This is a genomic window from Shewanella sp. GutDb-MelDb (genome assembly GCF_002836075.1).
Taxonomy (GTDB): Bacteria; Pseudomonadota; Gammaproteobacteria; order Enterobacterales; family Shewanellaceae; genus Shewanella.
This window is the reverse complement of the sequence record NZ_PJBM01000259.1, coordinates 51,377-65,799: the sequence shown is the minus strand read 5'-3', so window position 1 is coordinate 65,799 and position 14,423 is coordinate 51,377. Positions and strand designations below refer to the sequence as shown.

General features: G+C 42.8%; 12 protein-coding genes and 8 tRNA genes. 19 read left to right on the top strand and 1 reads right to left on the bottom strand.

What is annotated here, in order from left to right:
- Positions 1-18: 18 nt before the first annotated feature.
- The gene (rsgA, locus tag CXF82_RS19120; protein WP_101092535.1) at positions 19-1,086 is read right to left on the bottom strand and encodes a small ribosomal subunit biogenesis GTPase RsgA; all 1,068 of its coding nucleotides are present in this window, start codon (positions 1,084-1,086) and stop codon (positions 19-21) included.
- Between the two features lie 124 nt (positions 1,087-1,210).
- Here rsgA and orn point away from each other — a divergent pair, with 124 nt between their 5' ends.
- From orn to hflC, 19 genes are all read left to right on the top strand, one after another.
- Positions 1,211-1,756 (top strand): oligoribonuclease, encoded by a 546-nt coding sequence (gene orn, locus CXF82_RS19115; protein WP_102044765.1) that lies wholly within the window; start codon positions 1,211-1,213, stop codon positions 1,754-1,756.
- A 196-nt stretch (positions 1,757-1,952) separates the two neighbouring features.
- Positions 1,953-2,028 (top strand) — tRNA-Gly (locus CXF82_RS19110).
- A gap of 128 nt (positions 2,029-2,156) precedes the next feature.
- Positions 2,157-2,232 (top strand) — tRNA-Gly (locus CXF82_RS19105).
- Between the two features lie 48 nt (positions 2,233-2,280).
- Positions 2,281-2,356, top strand: a tRNA-Gly gene (locus CXF82_RS19100).
- A gap of 16 nt (positions 2,357-2,372) precedes the next feature.
- Positions 2,373-2,469: transfer RNA gene (locus CXF82_RS22405), tRNA-Gly, on the top strand.
- 20 nt (positions 2,470-2,489) lie between these two features.
- Positions 2,490-2,565, top strand: a tRNA-Gly gene (locus tag CXF82_RS19095).
- 16 nt (positions 2,566-2,581) lie between these two features.
- A tRNA-Gly gene (locus CXF82_RS22400) sits at positions 2,582-2,678 on the top strand.
- Positions 2,679-2,698: 20 nt separating this feature from the next.
- A tRNA-Gly gene (locus CXF82_RS19090) sits at positions 2,699-2,774 on the top strand.
- A 95-nt stretch (positions 2,775-2,869) separates the two neighbouring features.
- A tRNA-Gly gene (locus CXF82_RS19085) sits at positions 2,870-2,945 on the top strand.
- A gap of 854 nt (positions 2,946-3,799) precedes the next feature.
- On the top strand, positions 3,800-4,255 hold the full coding sequence (locus CXF82_RS19080) for a hypothetical protein (RefSeq protein ID WP_102044764.1): 456 nt from the start codon (positions 3,800-3,802) through the stop codon (positions 4,253-4,255).
- Between the two features lie 189 nt (positions 4,256-4,444).
- Positions 4,445-5,926, top strand: coding sequence for an NAD(P)H-hydrate dehydratase (locus CXF82_RS19075; RefSeq protein ID WP_101092532.1), 1,482 nt, complete (start codon positions 4,445-4,447; stop codon positions 5,924-5,926).
- An 81-nt stretch (positions 5,927-6,007) separates the two neighbouring features.
- Positions 6,008-6,484 carry a tRNA (adenosine(37)-N6)-threonylcarbamoyltransferase complex ATPase subunit type 1 TsaE gene (gene tsaE / locus CXF82_RS19070; protein WP_232775159.1) on the top strand — a complete coding sequence of 159 codons (477 nt, stop codon included), beginning with the start codon at positions 6,008-6,010 and terminating at the stop codon, positions 6,482-6,484.
- Complete coding sequence (locus tag CXF82_RS19065) at positions 6,468-7,787, top strand: N-acetylmuramoyl-L-alanine amidase (protein ID WP_101092530.1); 1,320 nt, start codon at positions 6,468-6,470, stop codon at positions 7,785-7,787. The genes tsaE and CXF82_RS19065 overlap by 17 nt, the downstream gene beginning before the upstream one ends.
- A gap of 25 nt (positions 7,788-7,812) precedes the next feature.
- On the top strand, positions 7,813-9,669 hold the full coding sequence (mutL, locus tag CXF82_RS19060) for a DNA mismatch repair endonuclease MutL (protein ID WP_102044763.1): 1,857 nt from the start codon (positions 7,813-7,815) through the stop codon (positions 9,667-9,669).
- Positions 9,662-10,588, top strand: a complete 927-nt coding sequence (gene miaA / locus CXF82_RS19055) for a tRNA (adenosine(37)-N6)-dimethylallyltransferase MiaA (RefSeq protein ID WP_102044762.1) — start codon at positions 9,662-9,664, stop codon at positions 10,586-10,588. The genes mutL and miaA overlap by 8 nt, the downstream gene beginning before the upstream one ends.
- A gap of 95 nt (positions 10,589-10,683) precedes the next feature.
- Complete coding sequence (gene hfq, locus CXF82_RS19050; RefSeq protein WP_101092527.1) at positions 10,684-10,962, top strand: RNA chaperone Hfq; 279 nt, start codon at positions 10,684-10,686, stop codon at positions 10,960-10,962.
- A 20-nt stretch (positions 10,963-10,982) separates the two neighbouring features.
- The gene (gene hflX / locus CXF82_RS19045) at positions 10,983-12,278 is read left to right on the top strand and encodes a ribosome rescue GTPase HflX (RefSeq protein ID WP_101092526.1); all 1,296 of its coding nucleotides are present in this window, start codon (positions 10,983-10,985) and stop codon (positions 12,276-12,278) included.
- Between the two features lie 48 nt (positions 12,279-12,326).
- Entirely contained in the window at positions 12,327-13,466 is a 1,140-nt protein-coding gene (gene hflK / locus CXF82_RS19040) for an FtsH protease activity modulator HflK (protein ID WP_101092525.1), read from the top strand.
- Between the two features lie 3 nt (positions 13,467-13,469).
- Positions 13,470-14,348, top strand: coding sequence for a protease modulator HflC (gene hflC, locus CXF82_RS19035; RefSeq protein WP_102038043.1), 879 nt, complete (start codon positions 13,470-13,472; stop codon positions 14,346-14,348).
- Positions 14,349-14,423: the final 75 nt, after the last annotated feature.

Sequence of the window (14,423 nt, the reverse complement as noted above, 5' to 3'; positions counted from 1 at the left end):
TCCTTTAAGTTCTATTTTTTATTCGTCTGGACCAGCTCTAAAATGACGAGCGTGTCTTTGTTCATCCAGACTGGCAATGATTTTGTGGTAGTTATAGTAGCGATCTGCGCTGATGTTACCGGCTGCTAACGCTTCGGTGATTGAGCAACCAGGATCATTGAGGTGTTTGCAGTCTCTAAACTTACACGTCCCTAGATATTCTCTGAATTCAATAAAGCATTGGCCCACTCTTTCAGCGGGTAAGTGCCATAGGGCGAATTCACGGACGCCAGGGGAGTCAATTAAGTCACCGCCGGTGGATATGTGGAGTAGCTTAGCGGTGGTCGTTGTATGCTGACCCAAACCTGAACTCTCAGATATATCACCAATGACTAACTCTGCGTCTGGCATCATGGCGTTGATCATCGATGATTTACCGACACCTGATTGGCCTACAAACACACTGACTTTTCCATTCATCAGTTGGTTTATCTGTTCGACACCTTCACCGGTTTTACTACTGACTTTATAGACCTCATAACCGACATCGCGATAGCGTTGCAGTGCAGCTTCTATTTCAGCTAGCTCTTCAGGTAAAATCAAGTCGACTTTGTTGAGTACGATAACGGGCGCAATTCCGGTATCTTCCGAGGCGACAAGATAACGATCGATAATTTGCGTGGTAAACGCAGGCTTAACAGAAGTGACGATAAGGATCTGATCGATATTAGAGGCAATAATCTTAACGCCATCGTACATATCCGGTCTAGACAGTAGTGAATGCCTTGGATGAACGGCTTCAACAATACCTTCAATTCGGCTGGCACCAGATTCACTCGTTACTGCTAAACGCACAATAACTTTGTCACCAGTGACTAAACTTTTAATATTACGGCGTATATTGCAGCGCGCTAAATGGCCTGTCTCGGTCTCAACATCCGCATGCTGACCAAAACGAGAAATAATGGTGCCTAACTGCTCAGGGCCTAAAGAGTTATCCTGTAATTCAGGAGTACTTTCGCCAGCATCGCTGTTCTGTAATTTCTTTTTTTGGTTGTTGCGCATTCTGCGTAACTGACCTTGGCTTAATGGTTTCTTTTTGCTCACGTATTACTCACGTAAATAGCCTTCAATTATAAAGGTGATTTTTTGTCGCTTAAAAAAGCAGTATGATACACCGTCTTAAACAAAAAAGCCTGAATTTAGGCTAACAAGGATTACAGGTCACTTTATGGCTATAAATGAAAACAACCTTATTTGGGTCGATCTTGAGATGACGGGGCTTGAGCCTGCAGTCGACAGAATTATTGAAATAGCGACTATAGTGACTGATAAAGAGTTGAATATTATCGCACAGGGTCCTGTGATTGCGATTTATCAGACTGATGAACAACTTGCATTGATGGATGATTGGAATCAAAAGCACCATGGCGAATCAGGACTCGTTGAACGTGTTAAAGCCAGTGAGTTTAGAGAAGAAGATGCGATTGAACAGACGATCGCATTTTTGTCGTTGTATGTTCCAGCGGGTGCTTCACCTATGTGTGGCAACAGCATTGGCCAAGATCGCCGTTTTTTAAATCGTTATATGCCAGCGCTTGAGGACTTCTTTCACTATCGAAATATAGATGTCAGTACAGTAAAAGAGCTAGTTCGACGTTGGGAGCCATCAGCAATGAAAGGCTTTACCAAGCAAAATACGCATCAAGCTTTACTCGATATTCAGGAATCTATCGCCGAATTGCAGTTTTATCGTGCGAAAGTTTTCAAAATTTAAGCAATCAGTCATTTTTTTGCAAGAAGGGGTTGCAGAGCAGTGAAATTCTCCTATAATGCGGCCTCAACTTTTCACTAAACGGCAAACTTAGTGATTAAGTAAAAAAGTTGAAATGCGACATTAGCTCAGTTGGCAAAGGTGAGAAACGAGACCTTTAATCCAGCGAGTATAGTTAAGACAGCATTTAAAGATTTACGCGACATTAGCTCAGTTGGTAGAGCGATACCTTGCCAAGGTATAGGTCATCAGTTCGAACCTGATATGTCGCTCCAAATATTTACTTATTGAATTACCAAATTCCATAAGCAAAAAATATTACGCGACATTAGCTCAGTTGCTAGAGGTGAAGAACGATACCTTTGGTTAATGTTTACAGCTAGAGTGTAATAAAAAGATTTATGCGACATTAGCTCAGTTGGTAGAGCGATACCTTGCCAAGGTATAGGTCATCAGTTCGAACCTGATATGTCGCTCCAAATATTTACTTATTGAATTACCAAATTCGGTAAGCAAAAAAGATTTACGCGACATTAGCTCAGTTGGTAGAGCGATACCTTGCCAAGGTATAGGTCATCAGTTCGAACCTGATATGTCGCTCCAATTTAAAAAGATTTACGCGACATTAGCTCAGTTGGCTCTTTATTAGAGCAAAAGGGCGATACCTTACCAAGGTATAGGTCATCGGTTAGTTTTTTCGAACCTGATATGTCGTTTCAATTTTTAAAAGATTTACGCGACATTAGCTCAGTTGGTAGAGCGATACCTTGCCAAGGTATAGGTCATCAGTTCGAACCTGATATGTCGCTCCAAATTAAAAAGATTTACGCGACATTAGCTCAGTTGACTCTTTATTAGAGCAAAAGGGCGATACCTTACCAAGGTATAGGTCATCGGTTAGTTTTTTCGAACCTGATGTGTCGTTTCAATTTTTAAAAGATTTACGCGACATTAGCTCAGTTGGTAGAGCGATACCTTGCCAAGGTATAGGTCATCAGTTCGAACCTGATATGTCGCTCCAATTTAAAAAGATTACGCGACATTAGCTCAGTTGCTAAAGGTGAAAACGATACCTTTGGTTAATGTATACAGCTAGAGTGTGATGAAAAAGATTACGCGACATTAGCTCAGTTGGTAGAGCGATACCTTGCCAAGGTATAGGTCATCAGTTCGAACCTGATATGTCGCTCCAATCTTCCTCAAGTAAAACTCCAAACTCCAAACTTAGCTCAGTTGTGTTTTTAGAAATAGTTGATACCGTTTTTTGCGAAGGTATAGGTCATCAGTTCGAACCTGATATGTCGCTCCAATCTTCCTCAAGTAAAACTCCAAACTCCAAACTCCAAACTCCAAACTCCAAACTCCAAACTCCAAACTTAGCTCAGTTGTGTTTTTAGAAATAGTTGATACCGTTTTTTGCCAAGGTATAGGTCATCAGTTCGAACCCACTCTTGTTTAAATCAATAACTCGCTCCAATCTTTTTCTTAAAAACCTCCTATTAAGAACTATTCACAGTACAAAACCTAGCTCAGTTGTGCTTGTTGAAAAAGTTGATCCCCTCTTTTTTCCAAGATATAGCTCATTAGTTCGAACCTACTCTCTGTAACATCAAAAACTCGCTCCAATCTTCCCCTTGCAGCTAAAAAATTTAAGCTTCCCTTTTTAAAGACTGCCGTAATATGAACATGAGATTAGCTCTGCCATGTTCATAGAAATAGCTGATATTTTCTTCTAAGGTAAAGAGCATAGGTTGGTATTCACTATTGTTAAATCAGAAGCAAGAAGCCAGTTTTTTTACACTCTTTTTATCTGATAAGAATACTTCCTTTAAGGCCCATATCGCTCAATCCCTAAACCTCTCTACTTAAATGAAGGTGGGAATGGCGTGATCAAGTACTCATTTTTTTAACTATCTTTAAGGCTGGCCACTTTCTAGTTGGCAAAGTATGACTAGCGTCAACTATTGCGTAGTGCGTTCAGCTCATAATATCGTCAAATTGATTTTTAGCTTGTGATCTAAAACGCAAGCGATAGGAGAGCGGTAAATGCGTATTCAACAACTTAGTGAGCTTTTAAATTATGTAGCAAATTGTCGACTTGAAATGGCACAGCTATATAGCCGTTTACACTCACAAGCTGACTCGTCACGTGTAAAGCTAATGCTTGAATATTTTCAACAGCATGAGCGTCAAACCGCCGATAAACTTGAGAACTATATCGATGCTGCTCCTAAGAAAATACTCGACACTTGGTACAAGGATATTGTGTTTGAAGATTTTTCGGCTTTGTGCTTAAAGCAAACTCTGCCAGCAAATATGAGCGAAGAAGATATTTTAGAGCTACACCTAGAGCTCGATAATAAGCTGATTGGCTTAATTGAAAAGACCTCTCTCTCTTCAGCATCAGCCGAGACAAAAGGTGCACTTGAAGATCTCGTTAGGGTTGAGAAAATTCAGCAACAGCGTTTGGTTCATAGCAGTATCCGCATGGATGACATCTAAGAGTCAGCTTTCCTCTATCGATTAAAGGCACCTTCAGGTGCCTTTTTTGATCCAGCCTGTAGCAGCCTATACTTGTGTTAGATCAACTTACGGTGATTTAAATGCCTTACGGATGAACAATTCATTTGTGTTTAAGTCTGAGTTACTAACATTCTAAGTTGGTCGTAATTCTGTCGTGGGGACACCTTAATGAACGAGAAACATCTGTCAGCATTAGTATCATTATACTCAGTCGAACAAGTGAGGGAGGCCGAGGCTAGCGCTGTACGTTGTGGCAAGACAAGCCTTTATGAGCTCGTTGAACGGGCTGCAGCTGCTGCCTTTGAGCAGCTGCAAACTCAAAGTGGTAACTCTCAAACTATTTTGGTTTTAGCGGGGCATGGCAATAATGCTGCTGATGCTTATGTTACTGCATCACTGTTAATTAAGGCTGGACGAACGGTCTATTTACAAGCCTCTGCGGCTCATAACCCCACTGCTGAGCTGTTGCTTGCTATTGCACATTTTGAACGTGTTGGTGGCAAAACTTGTCCATTTTGTATCGATAGAATCGTTGAAGCTGAAGTGATTGTTGATGGTTTATTGGGTACCGGGGCTAGAGGTGAACTCAGTGATGAGCTTGTTGCGATAATTAGCGCTGTGAATCGCAGTAGTGCTTGGGTAGTGTCACTTGATGTTCCATCAGGGATAGAGTCTGATACCGGAATCACTAAACAGGTTGCGATAGAAGCGAGCATAACCCTTACCTTTGGAGGGATTAAGCAAGGATTGTTAACCAGTCAAGCTCGGCACTTTTGCGGCAAGTTACTACTGGCAGATATTGGTTTAACTCCTTTCTTGCCTCTCAGTGAAGTGAAGAAGTTGGTGAGTAACGATCTGCCGAACATTTTTTTGCCAAGAAGAAGGGATTCCCACAAAGGTGATAGCGGTAAAGTTACTGTTATCGGTGGTGATTTTGGTATGTCTGGTGCGATCAGATTAGCTTCTGAGTCATGTTTGAGAGCGGGAGCTGGACTTGTCACTGTGATTTCAAGACCTGAACATCATGCGGTGGTTTGTACCACTCGACCTGAACTGATGTTTTGGGGTTGTGAGTTAGTCGATATGGAAGTTTACCTTAAACTGGGTTGGGCTAATGTTCTAGTGATTGGGCCCGGTTTGGGAACAACTGATTGGGGTTACAATTTACTTAAGGCGGTCGACTTAGCTGAAAAACCCAGCGTGATTGATGCTGATGCATTAAATTTGCTGTGTCATTTTCCATTGTCGAATAAGAATTGGGTGCTAACCCCACACCCAGGTGAAGCGGGTCGACTACTTGGAGTGAGCACTGAAGAGGTAGAGAAGGACCGTTTCAAGGCGGTTCGTACACTGCATAAAAAATATGGAGGAGTTATCGTTTTAAAAGGTGCTGGTACCCTTATCTATGACGGTAATGACTGCCTTGTCGCCCCTGTTGGTAACCCTGGCCTTGCCAGCGGTGGCTGTGGGGATGTGCTCTCTGGGATCATTGGCGCCTTGATGGCGCAAGGTTTCAGCAATATGCAGGCGGCTTATATAGCCGTTGTCATTCATGGTGATGCAGCCGATCTCGCGGCTAAAGACGGTGAGCGAGGCATGCTAGCCAGTGATTTAATGTCTTATATTCATCAGCTGGTTAATGAAATCTAGTTTGGAAAACGAGATGATTAGGTTAAAGTAACGCATTCTAGCCAATGTGTTACTAGGACATCTTTTTAAATCAATATGAATATGCAATCAATTATCTTAGATCTTAATGATGAGCAAGCAACAGTGAGTTTAGGCAGTAAGTTATCGGCCTTAATCACACCGCCCTTGACGCTCTACCTTAGTGGTGATTTAGGCGCTGGTAAGACGACTTTTAGCCGTGGTTTAATTCAAAGTTTAGGTCACGACGGAGCGGTGAAAAGTCCTACATACGCACTGGTTGAGCCATACGAGCTAAATGGTATGGACGTTTTTCATTTTGATTTGTATCGGTTATATGATCCCGAAGAGCTCGAATTTATGGGGATAAGAGATTATTTTACCGAGCGTAGCTTATGTATCGTTGAATGGCCCGATCGTGGTCACGGTCTATTACCGCAAGCTGATATACATATCTACATTAAATATGTTAATACTGGACGACAAATAGAATTACAGGCCCTTTCTACTAAGGGTGAGCAAATATTGGCGTGTTTGAATAATAATGATAATAAACAATAATATATTTAAGTTAGTAGTATTACTCTTTACCTTTGGTGCCTCCTTTTTTGCGCAGAGTGCTAATAAGCTCGAAGGCGTAAGGGTATGGGCTGCACCCGAGTCTACCCGTATCGTTTTCGATTTAAGTCAATCGCCGAGTTATACGCACTTTACCCTAACCAATCCCTATCGATTAGTGGTTGATTTGAAAAATGCATCAAACAAAGTCGACTTAGCTAAAATTGCTAACAACAGTAAGCTGGTTAAGAAAATTAGAAAGAGCACCCCGCCAGAAAAAGGCACGCTCAGGATTGTCATTGATTTAGTTAAGCCGCTGAGAGCTAGCTTGTTTGCACTTCCACCAACGGCGCCTTACGGCAATCGATTAGTCGTTGATTTAGATAGTGGCAGCGCTAAACCTAAAAGCCAGTCAGCTAAACCCGTGAGTGCTTTGCGCGATGTGGTGGTGGCGATTGATGCAGGTCACGGCGGTGACGATCCCGGCTCTATCGGTCCTACAGGGATGTATGAAAAGAAAGTCGTATTACAGATAGCGAAGAAAGTCGCGAAAAAAATTAATGCAACACCTGGAATGAAAGCCGTGATGACGCGTACTGGCGACTATTTTGTCAATTTGAATCGCCGTTCCGAGATTGCTAGAGACAGTAAAGCGGATCTGTTGATCTCTATTCATGCCGACGCATTTACCTCGCCCCAACCGCAAGGTGCGTCTGTCTGGGTATTATCGATGCGCCGTGCCAACAGTGAGATAGGTCGTTGGTTAGAGCAAAAAGAGAAACACTCTGAACTGCTCGGTGGTGCAGGTGAAATTATTCAAAATACGGATAATGAACAATATTTGGCGATGACTTTACTCGATATGTCGATGGATCGCTCAATGGCGATTAGTCACAATATTGCAGATGATGTGTTATCTAATTTGGGTAAGGTGACTAAACTACACAAACATAAGCCTGAGTCGGCCAGTTTTGCCGTGCTTAAGTCTCCCGATATTCCCTCAATATTGGTAGAAACTGGATTTATTTCAAATCATAGGGAAGAGCGCCTACTCTCCCAAAGAGAGCATCAGAACAATATCGCCAAAGCAGTACATAAAGGCGTGGTTAAGTATTTTGAAGCTAACCCTCCCGCTAATACACTACTCGCCAGTAGAAGTAACACCAAGCACAAAGTGCGCAGTGGTGAATCATTATCGGTTATTGCCCATCGTTATCAGATCTCTATTAGTCGCTTGAAAAAAGCGAATAGACTTAAATCTAATACTTTGAAAATTGGGCAAACCTTAATCATTCCGCGAGCGTAATCATGTTGCAGTTAAAGAGTAAATAATGGCCATAGAAAAGTTACCTCCCCAGCTTGCTAACCAGATAGCCGCTGGAGAAGTTGTTGAGCGTCCAGCTTCTGTTATCAAGGAGTTGGTGGAGAACAGCTTAGATGCCGGAGCAACAAAAGTTGACATCGAAATCGACAAAGGCGGCAGTAAACTTATTCGTATTAGGGATAATGGCTTAGGGATCCCTAAAGAGGATCTTGAATTAGCGTTATCTCGGCACGCCACTTCTAAACTTAAATCACTTGATGATCTCGAAGCGATTATGAGCTTTGGATTTCGAGGCGAAGCGTTAGCCAGTATTAGCTCTGTTTCTCGCCTCACTTTAACGTCAAGAACGGCAGCGCAAACCGAAGCATGGCAAGCCAAGGCCGAAGGGACTGAGATGGCGGTGCAAATATTGCCAGCAGCACATCCTGTTGGAACCACCATTGAAGCCATCGATCTGTTTTTCAATACTCCGGCTAGGCGTCGTTTTTTAAAAAGTGATAAAACGGAATTCACCCATATTGATGAATGGTTAAAGCGAATTGCGTTAGTCAGGCGCGATATTCACTTTACCCTTAAGCATAATGGTAAAAGTGTCCGCAATTATCGGCCCGCCAATACCGAAATCCAATACTTACAGCGTTTGGGGCTAGTGTGTGGCAAAGCATTTGCAGAAACCTGTTTGCATATTAGTTGCCAGCATAATGACTTAACCTTAAGCGGTTACCTTCAAGCACCTAATACTGTGTCCGGCTATTGTGAAACACAGTACTTTTACGTTAACGGTCGCTTGATTAAAGACAGACTGGTGAATCACGCTGTAAGGCAAGCATTCTCTGAGTATGCCGCAGGGGTGTCACCTGGTTATGTATTAATGCTCGAGCTAGACCCGCATCAAGTGGACGTTAATGTTCATCCTGCAAAGCATGAGGTCCGTTTCCATCAAAGCCGTTACGTGCATGATTATATTTTGCAGGCATTGCAATCTGCTATGGCACAGTCTGTTGAGCTGGAGGGAATTGAGTCACAGCATGATATAACAGGGGAGCTTCCATCGACCAATAGTGGAGCAACTGCATCTGCTCAAGGTTATGCACCAGTCAGTAGTAAGCCATCTTCCTCTTTTAGCGTCAGCGAGCGCCCACCAGTAGCATCATCAAGTTACAACGACGAGCCGTCCAGTTATAAAGCCCCGTTAAGGCCTGCAACTCACCGAGCGGAAGTCAATTTACCTTCGCAAAGTAGTTTAGACGCCTATGGTAGCTTGCTCAGTACCAGCACTTCAGCGACATTGACTAATGTCGTCAGCACCAGTTCCACCACCGCGGTGGCTGGCGCAACTGTCAATATGCCTCCCGTATTAGCCGATAAGTATTGGGTGATCGCTAAGCAAGACACGTTGAGCTTACTGAGCATTGTTGATGTGATTAAAGCAACTGTGCGTGAAGAGATAAGTGCTAAGTTAGGACAAGGGCTTGTTGGTCAACCATTGCTGATGCCTGTTGCTGTTCCTGTTGATAAGGTCTGGAGCGAGGTCATTGAAAACAGAGAGCAATTGCTGAGAAAGTTGGGAATTGAGTTATCTATTCGACTCGGGCAGTTGATTATCAAAAAAGTGCCCCCATATCTGAGAGATAGCCAATTGGCTTCGGTGATCCCAGCATTATTACAATGGATCCGATTTGAGTTACCCTGTGACGCAGCATTAGTTAATTGGCTTGCAGAGCAATCCTCAGGTCGTTTTATTGCCACTGCCGAGGCGTGGTTAGCTTTTAATGCACTCGATGACAGTGTCATCAGCGACCTTTATAATCAAAGCCAAGTATTACCTTGGCAGCAATGGATGAAAGAATCTCAGAGTGACTGACAAGAATAAACATAAAGTTATCACCTTAATGGGCCCAACAGCTTCAGGTAAAACTGCGCTGGCCATTGAGCTTGTCAAAAACCATGACTGCGAAATTATTTCTGTGGACTCAGCTTTGATCTATCAACAGATGGATGTTGGTAGTGCCAAACCTGATGCCGCAGAGTTAGCTGAAGCGCCGCATCGCCTGATTGATCTTATTGATCCGATTGAGAGTTATTCAGCTGCTGATTTTAGAAAAGATGCGCTGATCCAAATCGAAGAAATCATTGGTCGTGGTAAAACACCTTTGCTGGTGGGTGGCACCATGATGTATTTCAAAGCCTTGATCGACGGCTTATCACCTCTTCCTGCAGCAGATGTAGCGATTCGAGCACAAATAGCAGCAGAAGCTGACACTCAAGGTTGGCAAGCATTACATGACCAACTTAAAAGTATTGATCCAGTATCAGCTGAACGTATTCACCCTAATGATCCACAGCGATTAGCGAGGGCATTAGAAGTTTTTCGGATCAGTGGCAAGTCGTTAACCGAGTTAACGAAAACCAAATTAGATGCATTCCCTTACGAAGCAGTGCAATTTGCGATTGCACCTAACGACAGAAAAGTGTTACATAAAGCGATAGAAACTCGCTTTATGTCGATGTTAGGTCAAGGGTTTGTAGAAGAAGTAAAAAATCTAAAAGCTCGCGGTGACTTACATTTAGACCTGCCATCAATGCGATGTGTTGGTTATCGGCAATGTTGGCAGCATTTAGATGGTGAATTTGACTATGAAACCATGGTTGAAAAAGCTATTGTTGCTACTAGGCAATTAGCTAAGCGCCAATTAACATGGCTACGTGGTTGGCCTGACTTAATTTGGCTAGAAAGCGGAGCCGAAAGCAATCTTGCTACAGTAATGCGATATAGTCGCTAGCTTATTGGCTGTAGCTGTATAATACTAAAACTAAATAATAAAGTTTTATAGTATTAGAATTACTATTGATATTTCATAAAAAAGGAAATTAGAAAATGGCAAAGGGGCAATCTTTACAAGACCCGTTTTTGAACGCATTGCGTCGTGAACGCGTTCCAGTATCTATTTATCTTGTTAACGGCATTAAGCTACAAGGACAAGTTGAGTCTTTTGATCAATTTGTTATCTTGCTTAAAAACACGGTAAGCCAGATGGTTTACAAGCATGCTATTTCGACAGTGGTACCTTCACGTCCATTTAACGTGAGTAACCACCAAGCGACAAATGCTCAAGCTGGTTTTAACGCTCAGCATGATGAAATTGATGAGAAGTAATTTTTTGAGGAGATTGCTTTTTGTTTGATCGTTATGAGGCCGGAGATCGAGCAGTACTTGTCCACATTGATTTCTCCGATGAAGATAGCCGAGAGGATCTAGAAGAGCTTAAACTTTTAGTTGAATCTGCTGGGGCCCAATCAATCGGAGTTATTACAGGAAGTCGTCGTGCTCCGGACCGTAAGTTTTTTGTTGGTTCGGGCAAGGCCGAAGAGTTAGCTGCGATGGTTGCGGCTACAGATGCTAACGTGGTGATTTTTAACCACCCATTGAGCCCAGCTCAAGAGCGAAATGTAGAGCATTTGTGTGAATGTCGAGTACTCGACAGAACAACTTTGATCCTTGATATTTTTGCTCAAAGAGCTAGAACCTTTGAAGGCAAATTACAAGTGGAGCTAGCGCAATTGCGCCACATGTCAACGCGCCTAATTAGAGGTTGGACGCATCTAGAAAGGCAGAAAGGCGGGATTGGTCTTCGTGGACCAGGTGAAACCCAGCTAGAAACAGATAGACGTTTGTTACGAGCGCGAATTCGCACTATTAATCGACGTTTAATTAAAGTCGATAAACAGCGTGATCAAAGTCGTAGAGCTAGACAACGAAGTGATATGTCGACAGTGGCATTGGTAGGCTATACCAACGCTGGAAAGTCTACATTATTCAATGCATTAACAACTTCGGATGTTTACGCAGCAGATCAACTTTTCGCAACGTTAGATCCAACGTTGCGAAAATTAGAGTTACCAGATGGCCATGTTATTTTAGCCGATACTGTTGGGTTTATTAGGCATTTGCCTCATGATCTTGTTGCAGCATTTAAAGCTACATTGCAGGAAACACGACAAGCTGATTTGTTATTACATGTCGTGGATAGCGCTGATGAAAACATGGCGGATAACTTTGAGCAAGTTCAAAGAGTGCTCAAAGAGATCGATGCTGACGAAATTCCACAATTGATTGTTTGTAATAAAATCGATCTATTGGATGAGGTGAAACCTCGCATCGATTACGATGATGAGGGGAATCCAATTCGAGTCTGGGTATCTGCCCAGCAGCAAAAAGGCTTGGAGCTAGTTCAGGAAGCTATCAACGATTTAGTTGGTAAAGCGGTTAAAGAACTAACCTTGCAAATTCCTGCTTCGGCAGGACATTATCTTGGCCAGTTTTATAAACTGGATGTAATACAGCAGAAAGAGTATGACGATCTGGGGAACTGTATGATCTCTGTGCGCTTGTTAGAGGCCGATTGGCGTCGACTGGTAAAGCAGAGCCTTGGTGAAATAGAAACTTTTATCGTCGACGATGTCGTCGCATAAATTGTTATTTTAGTAATCTCGCTTAATTCATACACTATGGAGTACTAAATGGCTTGGAACGAGCCCGGTAACAAGGGTCAAGACCCTTGGGGGAAAAAAGGTGGTAACGATAAAGGACCACCTGATTTAGATGAAGTTTTTCGTAACCTTTCTAAGCGCTTTGGCGGCAAAGGTAATGGTTCTGGCGGTGGCATAAGCGCAATCAGCTTGGTTATCGTTTTGGCTATTGCTATTGTGGTTTGGGGCCTATCAGGCTTCTACACAGTTAAAGAAGCTGAGAAGGGTGTTGCACTGCGTTTTGGCGGCTATATTGGTGAAGTTGATCCTGGCCTTCAATGGAAAGCGACCTTCATTGATGAAGTCACTCCAGTGAATGTGCAAACTGTTCGTTCAATTCCAGCTTCTGGTAGCATGCTAACAGCGGATGAAAACGTAGTATTAGTTCAACTTGACGTTCAATATCGAGTGAATAATGCGAAGAATTATCTTTATAGTGTAGTCAATGCTGATGCCAGTCTGCGTGAAGCGACTGACAGTGCGTTACGTTACGTTATTGGCCACAATACGATGGATGATATCTTGACCACTGGTCGAGATAAGATTCGACGTGATACGTGGGATGAGATAGAGCGCATTATCGAAAGCTATAAGCTTGGTATTGTCGTTGTTGACGTTAACTTCTTGCCTGCTCGTCCACCTGAAGAGGTTAAAGATGCCTTTGATGACGCGATTGCAGCACAAGAGGATGAACAACGTTTTATCCGTGAAGCAGAAGCTTACTCTCGTCAGTTAGAGCCTAAGGTTCGTGGTACTGTGCAGAGAATGGATCAACAAGCCAAAGCCTATCAGCAAAGAGTTACGCTTGAAGCTCAAGGTAAAGTTGCTCGTTTTGAACAGTTACTACCAGAGTACCAAATGGCGCCTGATGTCACTCGTGAACGCATGTATTTCGATACTATGGAACAAGTGATGAGTGGGACTAGCAAAGTGCTTATTGACGCTAAAAGTAGCGGCAATTTAATGTATTTACCGCTAGACAAACTGATGCAGAATACTCAGTCACAAACGTCAGTGAGTCCTAAAAGTAAACCTGCACAGCCTGTAACGTCGGTGAATAGCACGACAAATAATCGCAGCATGCCTCTTGATGGTCGCCCATCAAGAGGAGATCGTACGGGGAGGAATTAAGTAATGGGTAAATTTACTGCGGTATTAATCGCTGTACTTATTGCAATCACTCTATCGTCACTTTTAGTGGTTAACGAAGGCGAGCGCGCAATTGTTTCGCGATTTGGTAAAGTCTTAAAAGATGATGGCGTTACGCGAGTTTACACTCCTGGTTTGAATATAAAGATCCCGATGCTTGATAAGGTCAAGTTTTTGGATTCTCGTGTACAAACCTTAGATGGTGCAGCGGACCGTTTTGTGACTTCAGAGAAGAAAGACCTTATGGTTGATTCTTATGTGAAGTGGCGCATCTTGGATTTTGAACGTTACTATTTGTCGACCAATGGTGGTATTAAAGCTAATGCTGAATCGCTGTTGCAACGTAAAATAAATAACGATCTTCGCACTGAGTTTGGTCGCCGTACGATTAAAGAGATCGTTTCTGGTAGCCGTGATGAACTGCAATCTGATGCGCTAAGAAATGCATCAGAAAGTGCTGCTGACTTAGGTATTGAAGTCGTTGATGTTCGCGTTAAGCAGATCAACTTGCCTGATAACGTTAGCACCAGTATTTATCAACGTATGCGTGCAGAACGTCAATCTGTTGCCAAAGAGCATCGCGCTCAAGGGCGAGAGCAGGCTGAAATCATTCGTGCTAAGACCGATGCTAGTGTGACTATTCAGACTGCTGAAGCTGAACGTAAAGCCCTGACCGTTCGTGGTAAAGGTGATGCTGAAGCGGCTAAGATCTATGCAAAAGCTTATACGAAAGATCCTGAGTTTTTTAGCTTTATGCGTAGCTTAGATGCATATAAGTCGAGTTTCGCTGGTGATAGCAATGTGATGGTGCTTGAACCAAACAGTGAATTCTTTAGATACATGAAGAGTTCCACTGGTAAGTAATCTTATCACTCGATAAAAAAGGGCCTAACAAACGTTAGGCCCTTTTTTTGCTTTGAATATTTAATTTTATAGCCT

Coding starts and splice junctions, on each gene's coding strand:
- CXF82_RS19065 (WP_101092530.1), top strand. CDS start 6,468: ATGATAATAAACAATAATATATTTAAGTTAGTAGTATTACTCTTTACC.
- tsaE (WP_232775159.1), top strand. CDS start 6,008: ATGCAATCAATTATCTTAGATCTTAATGATGAGCAAGCAACAGTGAGT.
- hflK (WP_101092525.1), top strand. CDS start 12,327: ATGGCTTGGAACGAGCCCGGTAACAAGGGTCAAGACCCTTGGGGGAAA.
- CXF82_RS19080 (WP_102044764.1), top strand. CDS start 3,800: ATGCGTATTCAACAACTTAGTGAGCTTTTAAATTATGTAGCAAATTGT.
- mutL (WP_102044763.1), top strand. CDS start 7,813: ATGGCCATAGAAAAGTTACCTCCCCAGCTTGCTAACCAGATAGCCGCT.
- hflC (WP_102038043.1), top strand. CDS start 13,470: ATGGGTAAATTTACTGCGGTATTAATCGCTGTACTTATTGCAATCACT.
- CXF82_RS19075 (WP_101092532.1), top strand. CDS start 4,445: ATGAACGAGAAACATCTGTCAGCATTAGTATCATTATACTCAGTCGAA.
- orn (WP_102044765.1), top strand. CDS start 1,211: ATGGCTATAAATGAAAACAACCTTATTTGGGTCGATCTTGAGATGACG.
- hfq (WP_101092527.1), top strand. CDS start 10,684: ATGGCAAAGGGGCAATCTTTACAAGACCCGTTTTTGAACGCATTGCGT.